The 20,658-nt window shown below is 68.3% G+C and carries 18 protein-coding genes and 2 pseudogenes; 11 read left to right on the forward strand and 9 right to left on the reverse strand.

All coding sequences use genetic code 11. From position 1 onward, the window contains the following. Window positions 1-53: 53 nt before the first annotated feature. Complete coding sequence (locus HNP60_RS04230) at window positions 54-1,349, reverse strand: sensor histidine kinase (protein WP_184150584.1); 1,296 nt, start codon at window positions 1,347-1,349, stop codon at window positions 54-56. An 88-nt stretch (window positions 1,350-1,437) separates the two neighbouring features. Here HNP60_RS04230 and HNP60_RS04235 point away from each other — a divergent pair, with 88 nt between their 5' ends. From HNP60_RS04235 to HNP60_RS04250, 4 genes are all read left to right on the forward strand, one after another. After that, window positions 1,438-1,866: a hypothetical protein gene (locus tag HNP60_RS04235; protein WP_184150587.1), complete on the forward strand. Its 429-nt coding sequence runs from the start codon at window positions 1,438-1,440 to the stop codon at window positions 1,864-1,866. A gap of 167 nt (window positions 1,867-2,033) precedes the next feature. After that, window positions 2,034-2,324, forward strand: coding sequence for an HPr-rel-A system PqqD family peptide chaperone (locus HNP60_RS04240; RefSeq protein WP_184150590.1), 291 nt, complete (start codon window positions 2,034-2,036; stop codon window positions 2,322-2,324). Window positions 2,325-2,332: 8 nt separating this feature from the next. Then, entirely contained in the window at window positions 2,333-3,202 is an 870-nt protein-coding gene (locus HNP60_RS04245; RefSeq protein WP_184150593.1) for an HprK-related kinase A, read from the forward strand. Then, entirely contained in the window at window positions 3,199-4,242 is a 1,044-nt protein-coding gene (locus HNP60_RS04250) for a nucleotidyltransferase domain-containing protein (RefSeq protein ID WP_184150596.1), read from the forward strand. The genes HNP60_RS04245 and HNP60_RS04250 overlap by 4 nt, the downstream gene beginning before the upstream one ends. Before the next feature lie 25 nt (window positions 4,243-4,267). Here the strand turns inward: HNP60_RS04250 and HNP60_RS04255 are convergent, their stop codons facing one another. Beyond that, entirely contained in the window at window positions 4,268-4,939 is a 672-nt protein-coding gene (locus HNP60_RS04255) for an HAD hydrolase-like protein (protein WP_184150599.1), read from the reverse strand. A gap of 384 nt (window positions 4,940-5,323) precedes the next feature. Between HNP60_RS04255 and glmU the strand changes: the two are divergent. After that, a pseudogene (gene glmU, locus HNP60_RS04260) lies at window positions 5,324-6,638 on the forward strand (bifunctional UDP-N-acetylglucosamine diphosphorylase/glucosamine-1-phosphate N-acetyltransferase GlmU). Between the two features lie 404 nt (window positions 6,639-7,042). On the opposite strand, the gene HNP60_RS04265 reads toward glmU, so the two are convergent. After that, window positions 7,043-8,074, reverse strand: coding sequence for an AI-2E family transporter (locus HNP60_RS04265; RefSeq protein WP_184150602.1), 1,032 nt, complete (start codon window positions 8,072-8,074; stop codon window positions 7,043-7,045). 216 nt (window positions 8,075-8,290) lie between these two features. Here HNP60_RS04265 and HNP60_RS04270 point away from each other — a divergent pair, with 216 nt between their 5' ends. After that, on the forward strand, window positions 8,291-10,756 hold the full coding sequence (locus HNP60_RS04270) for an NAD-dependent epimerase/dehydratase family protein (RefSeq protein WP_184150605.1): 2,466 nt from the start codon (window positions 8,291-8,293) through the stop codon (window positions 10,754-10,756). Window positions 10,757-10,787: 31 nt separating this feature from the next. Here HNP60_RS04270 and HNP60_RS04275 read toward each other — a convergent pair whose 3' ends face one another. Genes HNP60_RS04275 through HNP60_RS19855 form a run of 4 tightly spaced genes read right to left on the reverse strand, consistent with a single transcriptional unit; the run spans window position 10,788 to window position 15,159 of the window. Continuing rightward, window positions 10,788-11,075, reverse strand: a complete 288-nt coding sequence (locus tag HNP60_RS04275; protein WP_184150608.1) for a hypothetical protein — start codon at window positions 11,073-11,075, stop codon at window positions 10,788-10,790. A 1-nt stretch (window position 11,076) separates the two neighbouring features. Then, window positions 11,077-13,605: a cbb3-type cytochrome c oxidase subunit I gene (locus HNP60_RS04280; protein ID WP_184150611.1), complete on the reverse strand. Its 2,529-nt coding sequence runs from the start codon at window positions 13,603-13,605 to the stop codon at window positions 11,077-11,079. Next, window positions 13,602-14,573: a cytochrome c oxidase subunit II gene (gene coxB, locus HNP60_RS04285; protein WP_184150614.1), complete on the reverse strand. Its 972-nt coding sequence runs from the start codon at window positions 14,571-14,573 to the stop codon at window positions 13,602-13,604. The genes HNP60_RS04280 and coxB overlap by 4 nt, the downstream gene beginning before the upstream one ends. Continuing rightward, on the reverse strand, window positions 14,563-15,159 hold the full coding sequence (locus tag HNP60_RS19855) for a c-type cytochrome (RefSeq protein WP_420825219.1): 597 nt from the start codon (window positions 15,157-15,159) through the stop codon (window positions 14,563-14,565). The genes coxB and HNP60_RS19855 overlap by 11 nt, the downstream gene beginning before the upstream one ends. Between HNP60_RS19855 and HNP60_RS20270 the strand changes: the two are divergent. After that, window positions 15,103-15,576, forward strand: a pseudogene (locus HNP60_RS20270) (c-type cytochrome); the annotation flags it as partial. The gene HNP60_RS19855 and the pseudogene HNP60_RS20270 sit on opposite strands and share 57 nt — an antisense overlap. Window positions 15,577-15,589: 13 nt before the next feature. Here HNP60_RS20270 and HNP60_RS04300 read toward each other — a convergent pair. Both HNP60_RS04300 and HNP60_RS04305 read right to left on the reverse strand, forming a co-directional pair. Next, window positions 15,590-16,258 (reverse strand): cytochrome b, encoded by a 669-nt coding sequence (locus HNP60_RS04300; protein WP_260394646.1) that lies wholly within the window; start codon window positions 16,256-16,258, stop codon window positions 15,590-15,592. Window positions 16,259-16,271: 13 nt separating this feature from the next. Then, the gene (locus HNP60_RS04305) at window positions 16,272-16,985 is read right to left on the reverse strand and encodes a cytochrome c oxidase assembly protein (RefSeq protein ID WP_184150622.1); all 714 of its coding nucleotides are present in this window, start codon (window positions 16,983-16,985) and stop codon (window positions 16,272-16,274) included. A gap of 163 nt (window positions 16,986-17,148) precedes the next feature. Between HNP60_RS04305 and HNP60_RS04310 the strand changes: the two genes are divergently transcribed. From HNP60_RS04310 to HNP60_RS04325, 4 genes are read left to right on the forward strand one after another with little or no spacing between them, the layout of a single operon-like run. After that, a complete protein-coding gene (locus HNP60_RS04310; RefSeq protein ID WP_184150625.1) occupies window positions 17,149-17,589 on the forward strand; it encodes a DUF2231 domain-containing protein in 441 nt (146 codons plus the stop codon). 14 nt (window positions 17,590-17,603) lie between these two features. Continuing rightward, complete coding sequence (locus HNP60_RS04315; RefSeq protein ID WP_184156862.1) at window positions 17,604-18,926, forward strand: PQQ-dependent sugar dehydrogenase; 1,323 nt, start codon at window positions 17,604-17,606, stop codon at window positions 18,924-18,926. Further along, window positions 18,923-19,795 carry a diacylglycerol/lipid kinase family protein gene (locus HNP60_RS04320; RefSeq protein ID WP_184150628.1) on the forward strand — a complete coding sequence of 291 codons (873 nt, stop codon included), beginning with the start codon at window positions 18,923-18,925 and terminating at the stop codon, window positions 19,793-19,795. Before HNP60_RS04315 ends, HNP60_RS04320 begins: the two co-directional genes overlap by 4 nt. After that, the gene (locus tag HNP60_RS04325; RefSeq protein WP_184150631.1) at window positions 19,792-20,646 is read left to right on the forward strand and encodes an inositol monophosphatase family protein; all 855 of its coding nucleotides are present in this window, start codon (window positions 19,792-19,794) and stop codon (window positions 20,644-20,646) included. The genes HNP60_RS04320 and HNP60_RS04325 overlap by 4 nt, the downstream gene beginning before the upstream one ends. Window positions 20,647-20,658: the final 12 nt, after the last annotated feature.

The raw sequence follows: 20,658 nt of genomic DNA on the forward strand, positions 1-20,658 counted from the left end.
GCGCGAGTTCCGGACACGCCTTGGACCGGGTTCGTCGCGCCTTTGTGACGATTTTATTGCGCTTTTGTGACATCTGCGACGGGTGCATTCAAAGTTTCGCTGTCGGTCCTCACCGGATGGTCGCCGGGGGGCGCGGCAAATCGCGGTAATTCGACCCGAACCGTCGTGCCGATCCCGACCGTGCTTTCGAGGTTCAAAACCCCTCCATGCCGTTGAACGATATGCTTCACGATGGCGAGGCCCAGACCCGTTCCTCCCATCGCGCGGCTGCGACTCGAGTCGACACGGTAGAACCGCTCGGTGAGCCGGGGAAGATGCTCGGGCAGAATGCCATCCCCCTGATCGCTCACGCGCAATTCCACCATGTCCCGCTCGATCGGCTGGACGCTGACAGTGATCGGCGTGCCGGGGCTGCCATATTTGGCGGCGTTGCTGATGAGATTGTGAAGGAGCTGGCTGAGCTGCGCGCGATCCCCCCTGACAAGCGGCAGGGCCGGGTCGACGTCGATCACGACGTCCTGCCCGCGCTTGTTCTGACCCTGGCGGAAGACGGCCGCCACTTCCTCGACCAGCGATTGCAGCGCCACGGGCTGATCGGGCAATCGATATTTGTCGGCCTCGATGCGGGAGAGGGACATCAGGTCGTCGACCAGCCGCTGCATCCGCCGCGCTTCGCCGTCCATGATGGTGAGGAACCGCTCGCGCGTGGCCTGATCTGCCCCGGCAACCGGGTCGCGGAGCGTTTCGATGAAGCCGAGGATGCCGGCGAGCGGCGTGCGCAGCTCATGGCTGGCATTCGCCACGAAGTCGACGCGCATGCGCTCGGTGGCCTGCCGCCCGCTCTGGTCGAACAGCATCACCAGCAGGCGCTGTCCCGTGATCGGCTGGATGTCGAGTTCCCAGCTCTGCTCGGCGGCGCCGAGGCCCACGATCTCGATCCGCGCCGGTCCCGTCGTGGCCCGGGCGCCCGCCAGCAGGTCGATCGCCGCCGGATGGCGCAGCGCGAGTCGAACGTCCTGGCCCAGGATATGGCGGCCCAGCAGCGCGAGCCCGGCTTCATTGCAGCGCTCGATGCGTCCAGCGTGCACGATGAGCGAGGGATGGGGCAATGCGCGCAACAGGGCGTCGATGTCGTCCAGCTCGGTCCCGCCCTTGGATGCCGCGGGCATGCGGACAGCCGTCGAGACCGTCCGGCGCTCGACGGCGTCGAACAACATGGCGACCCCGAACAGACCGCCGACGGCGCAAACCAGTGTCGCTTCCCAGCTGTTGGTGATCAGAAAGACGAGAATGGCTGCCGCAGTCCCGGAAAGGCACAGGGTCCAGATCGATCGGTCGATACGGCTCATGGCCGCAGCCCCTAGATTATTTTGCCAAAGACTGCGATGCCCAATAAAAGGCACGACCAGTGGCGAGTGGGGGCATGAGGGCGAAAGCATGAGCGAGAGCAACCGGCCGGAGTCCCCGGTTCAGCCCGCGCAGGTGGCGGGCGACGGCGAGGCCGGGGCCACGTCGAGGCGGCAATTGCTGCGCCTGGGCGCCGCGGCGGGGACCGTCGTGCTGACCATACAGCCGGGCATTGCCCAGGCCGCGACCTCGGTGCTCACCTGCACCATTCCCGTGCCGGACCCGGCAAGAGCGGGGCAGGCGATCGCGCCGGACGGGACCACCGTCCCGCGCGGCACCTCCGGTGCCTTTCCCGGCGGGCGTTCCTTCACGGGAGAAGATGTGCGGTCGGGTCTTCGCGGCGGCAATCTGCCCGGAACCGGTTATGAGGAAGGCCAGGCCTATCTCAATTACATCCGTCGTCTGCGCCATGGCCGGAGCGGCTTCACCTGCTATGCGTCGCTGATGGCCGCCCGCTAGGGCGGATCGCCATTCAGATGATGGCGTGGCGAAAATGGTGGTTTTTCGGGACCCGGCGCGCAGCGTACTCAAGGTACGTGAGCACCGGAAGACCGGAAAACCGCCATTTGCAGGCCGCCAGCGCTGAATGTCGATCCGCCCTAGGCCGGGCAGAGAGGATGGTGGGGATGATCTACCGGGCGGAGCCGCCGGGCCAGATCCTGCTCGAAAGCCTTGGGCCTATCGACGCTCTTTTCCACAAGCGCTCGGGCGCCACGCATCTGGTGGCGGCGCCGGTCCCGCAGATCCTCGCCGCGCTTGCGGAAGGCCCGGCGGATATCGATGTCTTGCTGGCGCGGCTGGCCACCCGGTTCGATCTGGAGGGGGAGGCGGTTGCCGTGCGGGCTGCCTTGCAGGCGCGCCTTGCGGAGCTCGCGGCACTCGGCCTGGTCCATGGCGACCGGCCGGCGGCGGGCTGACGGCGGCAGTGCGCCACGAGATCGCTCTTGGCATCGGTCCGGTCGTTTTTCGGGTCGGCTCGGCCTGGCCTGAGCCGGTCCGGCAACTCGCGGCGCTATATGCCGCTTATCCGCCGGTCGATCCTGCCCGGCGCGTGCCCGATTTCACCGTGCGGCTGCAGCCGACCCGTCCCTGGCGACGGCTGATCCGGCCTTCCGTCTTCGTGGCCGGCGATCACTGGCTGCCCGACGCTGCCCCGATGGCGCTGGCGCATGGCCTGCTGGCGGCCGAGATGGGCATGAATCTGCAGATGGCGCTGGGATGGCGGCGGCATGTCCTCCTCCATGCGTCCTGCGTGGAGAAAGAGGGGCGCGCCATCGTCATCACCGGCGAGTCCGGCAGCGGCAAGTCCACGCTCGCGGCGCTGCTGGGGGAGCGCGGCTGGCGCCTGATGGGCGACGAGTTCGCCTTGCTCGATCCCGCGAGCGGCGCCGTGTTCGGCTTCCCGCGCCTCATCAGCCTGAAGAACGAAGCCATCGACGTCGCCACCGCCGGCATCGATCCGCGGCGGCTCGGGCCGCGCCTTGAGGGAACGGCGAAAGGCACGATCCGCCATCTCGTGCCGGCGGCTGACGCGATCGCGCGCATGGCCGAGCCTGCCGAGCCCGCGCTGCTCCTCATGCCGCGCTTCGGATTCGCGGCTGCGCAGAGGCCGGTGGAGTCCGGCGAGGCCTTCATGCGGCTGACCGAAGCCTCGACCAATTATGTCGCGCTCGGCGAAGCGGGCTTCAGGGCGCTGACCCGCTTCGTGCGCCATGTGCCTGCCGTTGCGCTCGATTATCTGGACAGCGCGACGGCGCTCGACCAGGTGGATGCCCTGTGGAGCGGGCTCGCATGAGGGCGGCGTGGCTGCTTGTCGCCGTGCTGCGCGATCCGGCGCTGGCGGAGCGTTTGGAGGCTCGTGACTGGACGGCGCTGCTCACCGCAGCCCGGGCGGAGCGCCTGATCGGCACGCTGGCCGGGAAGCTGGATGGCCTCCCTGTGCCCGAGGACGTCGCCGCCATTCTCGCCGATGCGCGCGCGGATGCACTGCGCGACCGGCAGCAGGCCTTGTGGGAAATCGATCGCGCCATGGCCGCGCTCGCGCCGCTCGAATGCCCGGTCGTGCTGCTGAAGGGCAGCGCGTTCGTGGCGGCGGGCCTGCTTGCGGGGCAGGGCCGAGCGATCGGCGATCTCGACATTCTCGTGCCGCGCGACCGGCTGGATGCGGTCGAGGCGGCGCTGCTGGCGGCCGGCTGGGAATGGGTGAAGCCGGACCCCTATGATGATGCTTATTATCGGCGATGGATGCATGAGTTGCCGCCGCTCATCCATGTCGAGCGGGACAGGATGATCGACGTTCACCACACGATCCTGCCCCTCACTGCCCGGCGGCGGCCGGACGCGGCGGGGCTCATCGCGCAGGCGGTGGACCTGCCCCGCTCAGGCGACGGAATTTCGCCCGTGCGCGTGCTGCGGGTGGAGGAAATGCTGTGCCATGCCGCCGCGCACCTGCTCGCCGACGGGGACCTGACCGGCGGGCTGAGAAACCTCTGGGATATCCATTGCCTCATCATGGAGCATCGCGAGGCGCCGGGCTTCTGGGAAGCGCTGGCCGCCCGTGCCGCGCATCATGATCTGACCGGTCCCGTGCGGCGCGCGGCGCGTCTTTCCGCGCGCATCTTCGGGACCGACATAACCCGGTCATGGCGCCAGAGCCGCTTCACGGACAGCCTGTTCGCTGCCCGGCTCACCTGCCGGACGGGATGGGGCACCGAGAGCCGCCCCCTCCTGCGACAGGGCTTCTACATCCGCTCGCACCTGCTGCGCATGCCGCCGCTCATGCTCGCCCGGCACCTCTGGACGAAGTGGCGCAAGGGATATCGCCCGGCCGGCTGAGTGCGGCTCTGCATGGCCGCCCGCGTCAGGCCCAGCGCTCGAGGAGCGGCACGAGCTCATCATAATGATCGATGCCGGCATCGGCGCCGAGTTCCTCGGCCGTGCAGGCGACGAAGCCGAAGCTGACTGCGATGGAGGGAATGCCCGCCGCGCGCGCGGCGATGGTGTCATTGTCCGTATCGCCCAGGAAGATCGCGCGTCCGCCGCCTGCGCGCGTCACCATCTCGTCGACCAGATCGGGCAGGGGCTTGAGGCGATTCGGCCCCAGCGTGTCTCCGCCGACGATCGCGGCGAAGCGCGTCGCAAGGCCCAGCGTCTCCAGCAGCGGGCGAGCGAGATACTCGCGCTTGTTGGTGCAGACCGCCAGCCGCACGCCCCGGGCCTCAAGCACGTCCATCGCCGCGATCAGCCCGGGATAGGGCCGGGTGTGGACGGCGATATTGGCGGCATAATGATCCAGCATGATCGGCTGGAGCGCGTCGAGCAGCGCTTCGTCCGTGACGCCGGCCACGGCGAGTGCCCGCTCCAGCATGCGCCGCGCGCCCCGCCCGATGAAGGGACGGATCGTCTCGACCGGGAACGGGCCATGGCCAAGCGTGCCGAGCGCGTGATTGACGGCGGCGGTCAGGTCGGCGCTCGTATCGAGCAGCGTGCCATCCAGGTCGAAGCCGACGATATCGAAGGGAATTTTGGTCATCGGGCTCCCCATGCCCGTTGTGCGGTGGCGCGATCAAGCCAAACATGGCAAGGGCGCGGGGCGACAAGGCGCCGGTGTCCGGTGGCTTCGTGCAGAGCGGCCGGGGTCCGGCGCGTGCGGAGCGGCGTCTCCGCTGCGCGGCGCAGGCGAGACGCTCTTCATGGCCACCGGGGCAGGGGCGCCTTTTGCCCGGGAGAAGCGGGCGCGGGAAGGCGGACCCGCGTCCCGACCGACGCGAAGACGCTCCGGTCCCCGTCCGTCGTCATTTGGTCCGGACATGCGGGGCTGTGCCTCCATTCCGGTCAGGGAGGATTGTGAATCGTGTCCACGTCGCCTCATGCGCCGCTTGCCGTGATCATTCTTGCCGCCGGGCAGGGAACCCGCATGAAGTCGCGCGTCCACAAGGTTCTGCATCCCGTGGCGGGGCGGCCGATGCTGCTGCATCTGCTGGCCAGTGCCGGCGAACTGGCCCCCGCGCGGCAAGTCGTCGTGGTGGGTGCCGGCCGGGAGCAGGTGGAGCGCGCGGTCGCGGGCAAGGGCGTCGACATGGCCGTGCAGGCGCAGCAGCTCGGCACGGGCCATGCCGTGGCGCAGGCGAAGGAGGCTCTGGCCGGCTTCGAGGGCGATGTCCTCATTCTCTATGGGGACGTGCCGCTCGTGCGCGCGGAAACGATGCAGGCGATGGTCCGCCGCCTGCACGGGGCGGATGATCCGGCCCTGCGTGGTGCTCGGCTTCCGGCCCGCCGACGCGGCGGCTTATGGTCGCATCATCGCGGACGCGGACGGGCGCATCGCGCGCATGGTCGAATTCAAGGATGCCGATGAGGCGGAGCGCGCTGTCGATCTGTGCAACAGCGGCCTCATGGCCGTGCGCTCGGCCGATCTCTTCGCCCTGCTGGAGCGGGTGGGCAATGACAATGCGGCGGGCGAATATTATCTGCCGGACATCGTGATGCTGGCTGCCTCCGACGGCCGCGCGAGCGCGGTGATCGAGACGGACGCGCACGAGGTTGCCGGCGTCAACAGCCGCGCGGAACTGGCGGCGGTGGAAGCGATCTGGCAGGACCGCCGGCGCGCGGACGCGATGCGCGAGGGCGTGACGCTGGTGGCGCCCGCGACCGTGTTCTTCGCGCATGATACGCAGATCGCGGCGGACGTGACGATCGAGCCAAACGTGGTCTTCGGCCCCGGCGTGCGGATCGAGGAAGGCGCGGTGATCCATGCCTTCTGTCATCTGGAAGGCGCGCGCGTGGGGCCGGGCGTCTCGGTCGGCCCCTATGCGCGGCTGCGGCCCGGCGCGGTGCTCGAGGAGAAGGCCCGCGTCGGCAATTTCGTCGAGATCAAGAATGCCACGCTCGGCAAGGGGGCCAAGGCGAATCACCTTTCCTATGTCGGCGATGCGACGGTCGGCGAGGATGTGAACATCGGCGCGGGCACCATCACCTGCAATTATGATGGCTATTTCAAGCACCAGACGATCATCGGCGACCGGGCCTTCATCGGTTCGAACAGCGCTCTGATCGCGCCGGTGAAGATCGGGCGTGACGCAATCGTCGCGGCGGGCAGCGCCGTCTCGCGGGACGTGGCGGACGGGGAATTGCGGCTGGTCCGGGCGGAGCAGCTCGTCAAGCCGGGCTGGGCGGACCGCTTCCACGACGCCATGCGCAAGAAGAAGGCGGCCGACAAGAAGGCGGATTAAGCGCCGCGGACGAATGCGGGGGCAGCGCGCCATCGGGCGCCCGGCGCCTGTTCGCGTCCAGCGCCCGCTATCCCTGCGCCCAAATGATGGTGCAGTGCGACAAAATGGGGCGATTTCCTTGCCCGATGACGAAATTATGCAATCGTTTCTTCGCCAGCCATGCCAGACCAGCCTTCGCGACGGGCTTTGGTCCGGGCGCGGAATCGCTCGTCCGGATGAGTGTGGGGCTCCTTGGACAGCGTTTCACCGCGTTTCCCGAGCTGGCGCGCTGGCTCGACATCACGTCTCCGTGGGAGGTGCGCGAGAGCGCATGCGAGGCGTTCATGTGGGAAGGGGAGAGGGCGGCGCCTGCGCCGCCCTCTCTTCAGCCGGTCGACCGGTCGCCAGACGGCCCCGTCATATCCTCAGCGCTCCACTTTCGCGTCGCTGCTCATCAGCAGCGCGACAGGACGAAGCGTCGGCACCACGCGGCACAGATCGACAAGGAGCGCGGTGAGCGGAGTCGCCAGGAGCGTGCCTGCCGCGCCCCAGGCCCATGTCCAGACGAGCAGCGAGACGAGCACCACCAGCGAGGAGAGGGCCATCTGCTTCCCCATCACGCGCGGATCGACATAATTGCCCATGATCTGCTCGATCACCAGCAGGCCCGCACCAATGACCAGCGCCGTGCCGACATCGCGCGTTATCGCGACATAAGCGGCGGGCAGCGCCCCGGCGATGATCGATCCGATCGTCGGAATGAAATTCAGCAGCAGCGCGAGCAGGCCCCAGGTGAGGAGTAGATCGACCCCGAAAAAGGAGAGCCATAGCGCATAGAGAGCGCCGGTGACCGCGCCCAGCAGCAGGCGAACCAGCAGGAAGCGCCGGAGTTGGGCGCCGGCCTGTTCGATGGCCCCAAGCCAGGCCCCGTCTCCCCCGATTGCTTCCATCTTCTGCCGCCAGACCGGGCCCTCCAGCAGCATCAGCAGCACGAGGAAGAGGATGAGCACGAGCCCGCTCACGATGGTGGCGGTGGTCCCCAGCAGGCCTTGCGTGATGGCGAACGCCGGTTCCATCAGGCGCGCCGCAAGTCCCTGCAATTGCTGGGGTTCCATGATGGAGGCGCCGAGCAGAATGTCGCCGCCGCTCTGCGCCAGCTGCTTGGTCCGCTCGGCGACGGCGGGCGCCATCGAGACAATCTGGCCACCGGCGATGGAAAGGCCCGCACCCAGCGCGACGATGAGCGCGAGGACCAGGCCGGTCGCGGCAAGCGGCCCGAGCCAGCCCAGGGAGGGCGGCACGGCGCGGCTGATGCGCCTTGCGAGCGGTGCGACCGCCAGTGCGGCGAGCAACGCCGCGACGACCGGCACCGCGACCATCGCGGTGGCGCGCAATGTCCACGCGACGACCAGCACGGCGATGAGCGCGAGCAGGGCGTTGCGGGTCGGCAGGGCCATCAGGATGCGCCTTCTTGCTGGCGATGAGGAAGGACCGGCGCTGTGCGGCCGGAGCGGCGTCTTTCGAACGACTCCCGGAACGGAATGCCGGGGCGCGCGGCAAGTTCCCTCGCGCCCAGGGGCGAATGACGGGGAACGATCCTGTCCCGGGCCCGTAATGAACCGGAAAGGCCGGTCCTGCGGGATTTCGGGATCATGAAGGGAGGCGCCAGCAGCATGGCAGGGAAGCCCATTGTCCTCATCACGGGCGCCGCCGGCAATGTCGGCCGCTCGCTCGCCACCGCGCTGCGGGAGCGCTACCGGATCGTCGGGTTCGATGTGAAGAGCGGCGACACCGATTATCCCGTGCTCGAAGTCGACCTGACCGACAAGGCAAGTGTCGAGGACGTGCTGCGCCGGGTGCGGGAGGAGCATGGCGAGCGGATCGCCAGCGTCGTGCATCTCGCGGCTTATTTCGACTTCACTGGCGAGGATGCGCCGCAATATCGCGCCGTCAACGTGGAGGGCAGCCGCAACCTCGTGGAAGCGCTCCGGGATTTCGAGGTGGAGCAGTTCCTCTATTCGGGCACGATGCTGGTCCATGAGGCCACTCGTCCGGGCGAGCGCATCGACGAGTCCCGGCCCATTGCGCCCGGCTGGGCCTATCCCCGGTCCAAGGCGGAAGCGGAAGCCGCCATCAGTGCCGCGCGCGGCGACATGCCGGTGGTCTTTCTCCATCTCGCCGGCCTGTATGACGAGCGCAGCTCGGTCCCGACGTTCGCCAATCAGATCGCCCGCATCTACGAGCGGGATTTCCAGAGCCATCTTTATTCCGGCGATACCGATGCCGGGCAGGCAATGGTGCATCGCGAGGACATGATCGACGCCTTCGTGCGGACGATCGACCGGCGCGACCGCTTGCCCGGGGAGACCGTCATCCTGGTCGGCGAGCCGGATGCGATCGGCTATGCGGACTTGCAGGATCGGCTGGGCTGCCTGATCCATGGTGAGGAGGAATGGGCGACGCTGCGCGTTCCGGCGCCGGTCGCCGCCGCGGGGGCATGGGCGCAGGACAAGGCGGAGCCGCTCGTGCCCGATGCGCTGGATGGCGGCGAGAAGCCCTTCATCCAGCCCTTCATGACGCGCATGGCCAGCGATCATTATGCGCTGGACATCAGCCGGGCCCGCGATCTGCTGGGATGGGAACCGCGCCACCGGCTTGCCGACAAGCTCCCCGCCATCGTCGCCGCGCTGAAGGAAGATCCGGCCGGTTGGTATGAAGCGAACCGCGTTCCGCCGCCCGCCTTCGTTGCCGAAGCACAGGATGTCGGCCTGCATGCCGAGACGCTGCGGGCCGATCATGAGACCTGGCTGCGCACGGTCCATGGCGAATGGCGCTGGGCGCATTTCGTTAACATGGCGCTGGGCTGCTGGATCCTCGTGCAGCCCGTGATCGTGCAGGTGAGGGAGCCGGCGCTGTTCTGTTCCGAGATCGTGCTGGGCGCCGCGCTCATGCTGTTCTCGGGTCTTTCCCTCTCCTGGCGCATGGGCTGGGCGCGATGGGCAAGTGCGGCCGTGGCGGCGGGCATCATGGCAGTGCCCTTTATGTTCTGGACGAGCAATCCGGCGGCGTTTCTGTCCGACACACTGGTCGGCGCCTTCGCCTTCGGCCTCGCAGTGGGGACACGGCCGGAGCCCGGCCCTTCCATGGTCGCCGCGATGACCGGACCGGACGTGCCGCCGGGCTGGAGCTACAATCCCTCGACCTGGACGCAGCGCGTGCCGATCATCGTCCTTGCGCTCGTCGGCCTGCTGGTGGCGCGCTACCTCACCGCTTACCAGCTCGGGCAGATCGACAGCGTGTGGGAGCCGTTCTTCCCCGGCCTGCCCGACGACCCCGCGAAGAACGGGACAGAGGCGGTCATCACGTCGCATGTCTCGGAGGCATTCCCCATCCCCGATGCGGCGCTGGGCGGCTACACCTACGCGCTGGAGATCGTGACCGGCATCGTCGGCTCGCGTGCGCGCTGGCGCACCATGCCATGGCTGGTCTTCCTGTTCGGGCTGATGATCGCGCCGCTCGGCGTGGTCTCCATCCTGTTCGTCATCATCCAGCCCGTGGTCATCGGCACATGGGCGACGCTCACGCTCGTCGGCGCGGCCGCGATGCTCATCCAGATACCCTATTCGCTCGACGAGCTGCTCGCGACGCTGCAATTCGTGCGGCGCCGCGCGAAGGCGGGGCGGCCCTGGCTGCGCGTGTTCCTGTTCGGCGACACCGATGAGGGGCCGCGCCCGACGCGTGAGGATGAGTTCGACCGGGGCGCCGGGGAAATCGTTCGCGACATGTGGGCGGGCGGGGTCAATCTGCCCTGGAATCTCGCGCTGGCGGGCGTCCTTGCGGCCTCCTTGCTGTTCACGCGACTGACCTTCGGCGCGCAGGGCGCGATGGCCCATGCCGATCACATCATCGGCTTCCTCGCGCTCACCGTCATTTCGCTCGCCGCGGCCGAAATGGCGCGCGCCTTGCGCTACCTGCTCATTCCGCTCGGTGGCGCGCTGGCCGCCGCGCCGTTCCTGCTCGGGGCGGATGGAGCACACACCGCCGCAAGCGTTGTCATCGGCATTGCGCTGGCCTTGCTGAGCCTGCGCCGTGGACCGGTGCATGAGCATTATGGGCGGTGGGATCGGCTGATCGTCTGAGCCGGGGGGAGGGGCCGGCCCCCCCGCGCCTTCACTGGGAGAGCAGGGCGGGGAGGGCCTGCCAGAGGATGGCGACGCCGCCAAGCAGCAGCCCCCCGAGCGTGGATTGCCGGCGCCAGCGCTCGTGACCATCGACCGGCGCCGCTCGCCACAGCTTGAGGAAGATCGCGGCGGCGATGCCAAGCGCTGCGAGCGTGAGCAGGGCGACTGCGATGCGCGGGGCGAGCCCTTCGCCCCAGAATTCGCCGATGCCGTAGAGAAGGAAGAAATGCCCGGCCCACAGGACGAGCCCGGAAAGCAGGATCAGCCAGCCGCGCATCTCAGCCCGCCCCGATCAGGCGGCTGAATACCGAGCCGACGAGGCCTTCCGCCGCCGCGAAGCCAATGAACAGCGCGCAGACGTCGACCGTGGTGTTGGCCGGCACGCTGACGAGCCCGCGCAGGACGCGTGCGGCGCAATATCCGGCCATGAGCCCGCCGACCGCGAACGTGCAGCCCTGCAGGAGCTGGATGGCATAGACGATCGCGGCCTGCCCGCTCATCTGGGGATGAAGGCCCGTGGCCATCCACTGGCCATTGTCCAGCGCCAGCGCGAGAGCGCCGCACGCCACGGCACCCACCAGAGCGCCGCTGGCCCAGCCGGCGCCGATCCGGAGCAGACGGCGCGTCGCCACCGCGAGCGCGAGCGCGGCGCCGTGCAGGGCGAGCGTCGGCAGGCCGGCCAGGAGCGACGGCGGCGCGCTCCAGAAGTCCGGCTGATTGGAGCGCAGATAAGCGAGGCCGAACAGGGCCATGGCGAACATCATGCCGAGCACGACAAGCAGCGTGACCGTCGCCCACCATCCGAGGGAGGAGGGACCCGTCACATAAGTCGGCACCTGGATGCCCGCGCCGATGTCGACGCGCTCCATCGGAAGGCGGCGGTCCGTGTCCCACAGCCAGCGCAGCATGGCCATGACCGCGAGGATCGCGCTCGCGAAGCCGAACGCATAGGCCTGCACGGTGAGGGACAAGAAGAAACCGGCCGTGAACACCGCTGCGGCGAGCGGCCAGGCCGATGGCGTCGGCATGACCTGGAGATATTGCGGTTCCGCGCGCAGCGGGCTGGTGACCATCGTTTCGCGCAGGCCGGTCGCCGAGCCGGGCAGGAAATAGCGGCCCTGCGCCACGTCGTCCGCCAGCGCGGGATCGTTCCAGAGCGGCTCCCGGCTATGGACGATCGGGATCGACCGGGCCGAATAGAGTTTCGTCGGCAGCCATTCGAGCGTCCCCGCGCCATGGACGTTCCCCGCATTGCCGCCGCTCGGCGACAGCCGGAAATTGCGCAGCAGATCGATCACGAACAGCAGGACTCCTACCGCGAACATGAAGGCGCCGATGGTGGAAATGAGATTGGGCAGGTCCCAGCCATGCTCGGGCAGATAGGTATAGACGCGCCGCGGCATGCCCATGAACCCGGTGAGGTGCATCGGCATGAAGGCGATGTTCATGCCCAGGAACATCAGCCCGAACACCCATCTGGCGAGCCGCTCCGAGAGGGCGCGGCGGCTTATCATGGGCACCCAGTGGTAGAAGGCGGCGAACAGCGGGAACACCATCCCGCCGATCAGCACATAATGGAAATGGGCGACGATGAAGTAGGTGTCGTGCACTTGCCAGTCGAACGGAACGAGCGCGACCATGACGCCGGTGAGCCCGCCGGTGACGAAGATGATGATGCTGCCGAGCACGAACAGGCCGGGGCCGTTGTAGCGCGGCCGGCCCGTGGCGAGCGTGGCGATCCAGGAGAAGACCTGAATGCCGGCCGGCACGCTCACCGCCATGGACGCGGCGGAGAAGAAGCCCGTCGTCATCGGCGGCATGCCGGTCGTGAACATGTGGTGCGCCCAGACGCCGAAGCTGATGAAGCCGGTCGCCAGCATGGCCAGCACGATGAGCCGGTAACCCACGAGCTCGGTGCGCGCCACCACCGGCACGATCATGCTCATCATGCCCGCCGCGGGCAGGAAGATGATGTAGACTTCCGGATGTCCGAAGAACCAGAAGAGATGCTGCCAGAGCAACGGGTCGCCCCCGCGCGCGGATTCGAAGAAGGGCCAGTTGAACGCGCGTTCGATCTCCAGCAGCAGGGTGGCGAGAATGACGCTCGGAAAAGCGATGATGATCATCACCGCGAAGACCAGCATCGCCCAGGCGAAGATCGGCATCTTGTCCAGCGTCATGCCCGGCGCGCGCGTGCGCAGCACGCCCACGATGATCTCGATGGCGCCGGCAATGGCGCTGATCTCGATGAAGCCGATGCCGAGCAGCCAGAAATCGGTGTTGATGCCGGGCGAAAAGGCCTTGGAGGTGAGCGGCGGGTACATGAACCAGCCGCCGTCCGGCGCCAAGCCCACGAAGAGCGAGGCGAAGAAGCACAGGCCGCCCACCGCATAGGCCCAGAAGGCATAAGCGGAGAGGCGAGGGAAAGGCAGGTCGCGCGCGGCCAGCATCTGTGGAAGCAGCAGCACGGCTGCTGCTTCCACGGCGGGCACCGCGAAAAGGAACATCATCACCGTGCCATGCATGGTGAAGACCTGATTGTAGGTGTCCTGCGGCAGCACGTCGAGCAGCGGCGCCGCTAGCTGGACCCGCATCAGCAGGCCGAGAATTCCCGCCAGCAGGAAAAACAGGAACGCGATGCCGACATAATAGACGCCGACATAGTTGTTGTTGACGACGGTGAGATATTCGAGCCCCCGGGGCTTGCACCAGATGCGGCGCAGCGTCTCTTCCTCTTCCGGGGGACGCGGCTCCTGCGTGGGAAAACGCGCGTACAGCGTGGGATCGAAACCGGTCTCGGAGGTCACTGGCGCGTCGCCAGATAGTCGCCGAGCGCGCGCAGCTCCTCGCCCGAGAACTGATGATAGGCCGGCATGCGGTTCGCTGGCTTGATCGCCTGGCTGTCCGCGATCCAGCCATTCAGCGTGCCCGGATTATTGGGCAGGATGCCCGCGCCCAGCGTGCGACGCGTGCCGACATGCGTGAGATCGGGCCCGGCGAGGCCGTTCGCTTCCGTGCCCCGGATCGTGTGGCAGGCCGCGCAGCCGCTGGAGAGGAACAGGGCGGCGCCACGCGCGGCGGTGCTGCCCGGTGCGGGGGCGGGGGCCGGGCGGCGGCTGGCCTGCCAGCGCGCGAAATCGTCCGGCGCATGCGCGATGACGACAAAGCCCATGAGAGCATGAGGGCCGCCGCAATATTCGGCACATTGCCCCCAGTAGACACCCGGCTTGTCGGCCTGGATCAGCAGGCGGTTGGTGCGGCCCGGGATCATGTCCATCTTCCCGCTGAGGCGCGGCACCCAGAAGCTGTGGATCACGTCCGCCGCGTCCAGCTCCAGCAGCACCGGCTCCCCGACGGGGATGTGCAGTTCGTTGGCGTCACGCAGGGTTTCGCGGCCGCTCTGGTCGAGATAATGCACGCGCCACCACCACATCTCGCCGATCACCCGCACGCGCATTTCCTGCCCGGTCACGCGATGCGCGGAAAGGTGGCTGGTCAGCGAGAGCCCCCAGACCAGCAGGCCGGTCAGCACGACAACGGGGAAGGCAAAGCCGCCGATCCAGATCGCTTTCTCGCCGCCCAGTTTCGCCTTGAGCGACGGCGTGCCGAACAGCGCGATCCAGAGCGCGGCGAGCACGATGCCGAGGATCGCGAAGCCGCCGGCGAGCAGCACCCACGCAAGCGTCGTCACCGGCTCCGAAAACGGACCGGCCGCGTCGAGAACGGGTGGCAGCCAGCCGCTACCCGTCGCGGGGACTGGCGCCTCAGCGCGCACGGAAGCTTTGCAGCCAGGCCGCGATGTCGCGCGCTTCCTCGTCCTTCATCGGGATGGCGGGCATGGCGGTGCCGGGCGCGATTGACGGCGCATCGCGAACGAACCGGGCAAGCTGCTCGGGTCGATTGGGCACGCGGCCCGCGATCAGCGCACGGTCGCCATAGCCGTGAAGATCCGGCCCGACGCGCCCCTGCGGCCAGCCGATGCCCGGCATCGTATGGCAGGCGCCGCAGCCCAGCCGCGCGGCAGCGTCCTGTCCGCGTGCGATTGCCTGGGCGTCCGCCTCACGCGGCCGCAACTCGGCCGGCTTGCAGGCGCCAAGTGCAGTGGTCGTCAGTCCGATTGCCGCCATCAAGACGATTCCCCTTGGGCGGAGCATGATTGTCCCCGAGTCTGCGTTCATGACTGGAACCGCTCTGCGGCCCGATCCGTTCCCGGCAATGTGCAGCTTCGTTTCATCCTTGCCCTGCTTCCGCTCGCCGGTTGCGACCTGCCGCCTCGGGACAATCGCTTCCGTGCCACGGGGGAAGTGATCGCGTTCAGCGGCGCGGACGGCGGCGCGCCGGCTGCCTGCTTCTCCTGTCATGGCGTCGATGGCGAAGGCGATGGCGGGGCGACGCCGCGCCTCGCCGGTCTCGATGCGGGCTATCTGCATCGCCAGCTGGACGACTATGCGTCCGGGCGGCGCGACCATGCGCCCATGCGCGCCATAGCGCAGCATCTCGACGCGGATGATCGGGAGAAAGTCGCCGCTTATTATGCGGGACTGGCACCCACATGGGCGCCTTCTGCCGCCACGGCCTCCGCGACCGATCCGCATGCTGCGCGATTATACAGCGAAGGCGACCCCGCGCGGGGTCTGCAGGCCTGCGCGCAGTGCCATGGCGAAAGCGGCGAAGGTGGCGGGCCGGGCAATCCGCCGCTCGCGGGCCAGCCAGCCGACTATATGGCGCGGCAATTATGGGCCTGGAGGACCGGAAAGCGCCTCAATGATCCGCTCGGCGAGATGCTGGCGGTCAGCCGCCGGCTTTCTCCGGAGGAGGTGGCGGCGGTTGCAGCCCATGCCGCGGCACTTCCAGGGGCGCATCTTCCGGAAGCTCCGGCAGCATCCCGCGCAGCACGTCGTGTCGATTCCAGAAATGATGCTTCAGGGCCGCGCCCACATGCAGCGGGATCATCACGATAAGCAGCAGGATCAGGATGGCATGGATGCTCTCCCCCCAGTGCAGGGCCAGCCACTGGACGGGCACCGGCGTCGCGGCGAAGGGCATGAGGGGCCAGGGGATGACGCCTGCGAGGCGGAGCGGCGGGCCGCCGTCGATCGCTGACCACATTGCCCAGCCGCTCAGCGGCAGGCCGAAGAAGCAGATGTAGAAGAGGACATGCGTCACGTAAGCGGCGCGGGTCTGCCATCCGAGATCATTGGCGTCGTTGATGGGCGCCGGAACGATGAACCGCCAGAGCAGGCGCAGCAGCGCGAGCATGAGCATCAGCAGGCCGATCTCGGCATGGACCTCGAAGGCGCGCAGCTTGTCGCCCCCCGCCGGCAGCCGGCTCATGTACCAGCCCCAGCCGAGCTGGAAGAGGATGAGCGCGGCCATGGTCCAGTGGAAGACCTGCCCAATCGGGGAGTAGCGCCGTTCCGCCGTGTGACGGGCCGCCCAGGCCCGGATCGCCTCGATCATGCCCGCGCCTCGATCATGCCGGCAGGGCTCGCGCGGGCGTGAGCATCCGCCAGCCGCGCAGCAGCGCGGCGCCGAGATAAAGCGCGGAGGCCGGCGCCCACATGATGAGGCCGCCCACCTGCTGGTCCTCCAGCGGCGTGAGGCCCCAGGGCTGCGTGCTCAGCCAGTGCGGCGCGTACATGGGTTGCGTGGCGAAGGTGATGAGCGCGCCGAGCAGGCCCATCTGCACCATCATGATGAGCAGCAGGCCGATGGCCGAGCTGTCCGCCGTGCCTCGCAGCGCTGCCCAGAAGCCGAGGGCGCTGCCGAGCAGGCTGGCCTGCATCAGCCAGTAGGCGGCATCGCTGGAGAGCGCGAAGGCATAAGGCCCCGGCGCATGCCATATCCAGAACAGCAGCGCGTGCGCGCCTGCCCAGTAAGCCGCGCCGCCCGGCGAGCGCAGCCCCAGACCCCGGACGAGCAACGGCGCCGCCACCGCCGTCAGCAGGACATGATGGACCACGCGCACCCCGAACAGCGCGGAAGACAGCGCGCAGAGCGGCGATAGGAAGAGCAGCGCAAGGCAGGCAAGGCCGAGGCTCGCGGATGTCCGGTCCGCCCCACGCCGCCAGGCCCAGAGGCCCGCCAGCAGCAGCGCGGCGATCACGAGCGGATCGAAATTCCAGCGCGTCAGCCAGTCGGACGGCAGTGGCGCCACGCCGCAATAAGGTATCCAGGTGCGATCCATCAGTCGGTTCCTTCCCCACTTCGGGAACCTTGGCAGGAGCGTGCGGTTCCCAAGGAAGGCTTGTGGAGAGGATTTCCCGGAGAGGAATTCCCGGAATGATGTCTCTGCCGGCCGAGAATGATCGCGCCGCGTCCCGGCAGTCCGCAACCGGAGGAATGCACCCATGACCGCTTTGCACCCCAGAAGGGAGACGGTGCTTCATCCCATTCACGCCATTCTGCTGAGCTTTCCCGTCGCCATGTTTTCCGGCGCGCTTGTCTCGGACCTTGCCTATTTGAAGACGGCGGAGATCCAGTGGTCCAATTTTTCCGCGTGGCTGATCACGGGGGCGATGCTCGGCGGCACGGGCGCGCTGGTCTGGGCCGCGCTGTCCTTTGTCCTCGGCAAGCGGACGGCGCCGGGACGCCCGCGCGCGCTTGGCTATCTGCTGATCCTCGCGGCCATGTGGATACTCGGCCTCATCAATGCCTTCCAGCACAGCCGTGACGGCTGGAGCTCGGTGGGCGGCGCGGGTCTGGCGCTCTCCATCCTCTCCACGCTGCTGGCCCTGCTCGCGGCATGGATCGGTTTTTCCGGCATCCGCCGCAAGGAGGTGGTGGCATGATCGGCCTCATGAAGATGCGTGCGCTGCGCCGCCAGTCGGTCTCGCGCCCGGCCGTGGCCGGCCTGGCGCTCAGCCTGGCGCTGGCGGGATGTTCCGACGGTCCGCTGCCGCCGGAGCAGATCGGGTCCCGCCCGCATCTGCCCGAGCCTGCGGAGACGCTGGTCCCGCCCATGAAGATCGCCTCGCCGACGGGCTGGGACGGCGCGAAGCCTCGTGCCCCGGCAGGCTTCACCGTTACCGCTGTCGCGACCGATCTCAAGGTGCCGCGCCAGATGCTCGTGCTGCCCAATGGCGACCTGTTGGTGGCGGAGGGCCGGGGTGGCGGCGCACCGGTGATGCGGCCCAAGGATCTCATCGCCGGCGTCATCAAGAGTCGCGGCAAGAGCGGCACCGAAGGCGGTGACCGCATCACCCTGTTGCGGGATGAGGATGGCGACGGCCGGGCCGAGTTTCGCACCACCTTCATTTCCGGGCTGAACGCGCCTTATGGCCTCGCGCTGGTGGATGGCAGCCTTTACGTCGCCAATCAGGATGCCCTGCTGCGCTTCCCTTATCAGGACGGCCAGACGCGGATCACCACGCCCGGCACGCAAGTCACCAAACTGCCCTCGCGGCTCAATCACCACTGGACCAAGGCGCTGGTCCCCAGTGCCGATGGCACGAAGCTTTATGTGGGGATCGGCTCCAACAGTAATGTCGGCGAGCGGGGCATGGCGGTGGAAGAGGAGCGCGCCGTCATCTGGGAAATCGACCGCGAGACCGGCGCCCGCCGGACCTATGTGACCGGCATCCGCAATCCCACCGCGCTGGCCATCGAGCCGCGCACCCGTGCTCTCTGGGCCGTGGTGAACGAGCGGGACGAGATCGGGGCCAATCTGGTGCCGGATTATCTCACCGCCGTGCGCCCGGGCGCATTCTATGGCTGGCCCTACAGCTACTGGGGCCGGCACATCGATCCACGCGTGCGCCCGCAGAGGCCGGAGCTGGTCGCCAGCGCGGTCACGCCGGATTATTCGCTGGGCTCCCATGTCGCGCCGCTGGGCCTTGCCTTCGTGCGCGGCCCGGGTTTCGCCGGCAGCTACGGCGAGGGCGCGTTCGTGGGCCAGCATGGCAGCTGGAACCGCCGGACCCTCGTCGGCTACAATGTCGTGTGGGTGCCGTTCTCCAATGGCCGGCCCGCCGGTCCGCCGCGTCCCTTTCTGACCGGCTTCATCGATGAGGATGGCAAGGCGCGGGGCCGGCCGGTCGGCGTCACTTATGATCCCGCGCGCCGGGCGCTGTTCGTCGCGGACGATCTCTCGAACACCATCTGGCGCGTCGCGCCGGCCACCCGATGAAGCGCGCCCTGCTGGTCCATAATGACAATGCAGGCACTGATCCGGTGCCACGCCATGTCATCGAGGCGTATCTGCGCCGCGCGGGCTACGAGAGCCGATATTGCTCGCATCTGGATGAGGAGCTCGAGGCCGCTCTCGAGGGTCCGTTCGATCTGATCGTCGCTGCGGGCGGCGATGGCACCGTGGCCGATGTGGTCTCGGCGCTGAAGGATCAGGATGTGCCGATCGGCATCCTGCCCCTCGGCGGCGCCAACAACATCGCCGGCGCGCTCGGCGTCGACGGAGACTGGCGCACGATCCCCGAGCGCTGGTCGGCCGAGCGCTGGACGCTGCTCGACCGCTGCGAGGCGGATGGCCCATGGGGCCGCCGCCGGTTCGTGGAGGCCGTCGGCACGGGCGTGCTTACGGACGCCGTGGACGATGCGGAGGAAGCCCCCAGAACGGCCGCCGAGAAACGGGAGAACGGCCGTGCGGCCTTCCGCGCCGCGCTGTGCCGGGCCGAGCCGTTCGATTGCGCGATCGAAACGCCCGATAGGCGCTGGCAGGGCCAATGCCTGATGGTGGAGATGCTGAACATTCCCTTTGTCGGGTCCACGCTGGCACTCGCGCCGGGCGCGCTCGCGGGCGACGGGTTGTTCGACATCGTGGTCGTGCAGCCGCACCAGCGCGACCTGCTGCACGAATGGGCGCTCGATCCGGACTCGGCCCCCTGCCCGTTGCCGGTGTGGCGCGCCACCCGAGCCCGGCTGACCGTGCATGACCGGCCCTTCCGCCTCGATGATCGCTCACCCGATGCGACACTGTCCGGCAGCGTGGAGGTCCGCTTGCGCCGCCCGGTGAAGATCCTCCAGCCATGGGAGCCGACATGATGACTCGCGACAAGGACGAGAGCGCCCCGCTCGACGATGCCCTCCTGACCGACATCGAGGCGCTTGCCGTCGAGCTTGCCCAGCTGGGCGGCACCGAAATCCGCGCCGCGCTCGGCGGCATGCTGCGCGTGCGCTATAAGAGCAGCGAGGAGGATAGCGCGCATTTCCGCGATCCGGTGTCGGAAGTGGATGCCCATGTCGAAACCGTCATCCGCGAGCGGCTGGCGGTGCATTTCCCCGATCATGACATCATCGGGGAGGAAATGGATCATCGGCCGGGCCGTGGCCATGATTTCCTCTGGGCGGTCGACCCGATCGACGGCACCACCAATTTCATTAACGGCTTTCCGTTGTTTGCCTCTTCGGTGGGCGTCCTTTTCCGGGGACGGCCCATTGCCGGCGCGGTCTGGTGCAGCACCAGCCACGCCCTTGAGGCTGGCGTCTATCATGCTGCGGTCAACGGACCGCTGCGGTTCAACGGCGCGACGCTGGACAGTCAGGTCAACCCGGCCGTGCGGCGCCGCCTGCGGGGCGTCCCCAGCGCGCCGTCCCGTCCGGCGCCGGACTGGGACAGCCGCAAGACGGGATCGGCCGCTATCGAATGCGCTTTCGTCGCGGCCGGACTGCTCGAAATGGCATGGTTCGAAAGGCCCAATATCTGGGATGTCGCCGCCGGCGCCGCCCTTGGCATCGCGGCCGGCAAGACCATGCTGGAGAAGCAGGGAGGCGACGACTGGCAGCCCTTCGACGGTTTCCAGTCAGTCGATCGGGAGCCCGGGCTCTGGGCCGCCCCGATGGCCATCGGAAGCCCGGAGGCGGTGGAGCGGTTCCTGCGCGAACCCGCCGGCTGAAACGGGCGGAAT

It is taken from the genome of Sphingobium lignivorans (assembly GCF_014203955.1).
Taxonomy (GTDB): Bacteria; Pseudomonadota; Alphaproteobacteria; order Sphingomonadales; family Sphingomonadaceae; genus Sphingobium; species Sphingobium lignivorans.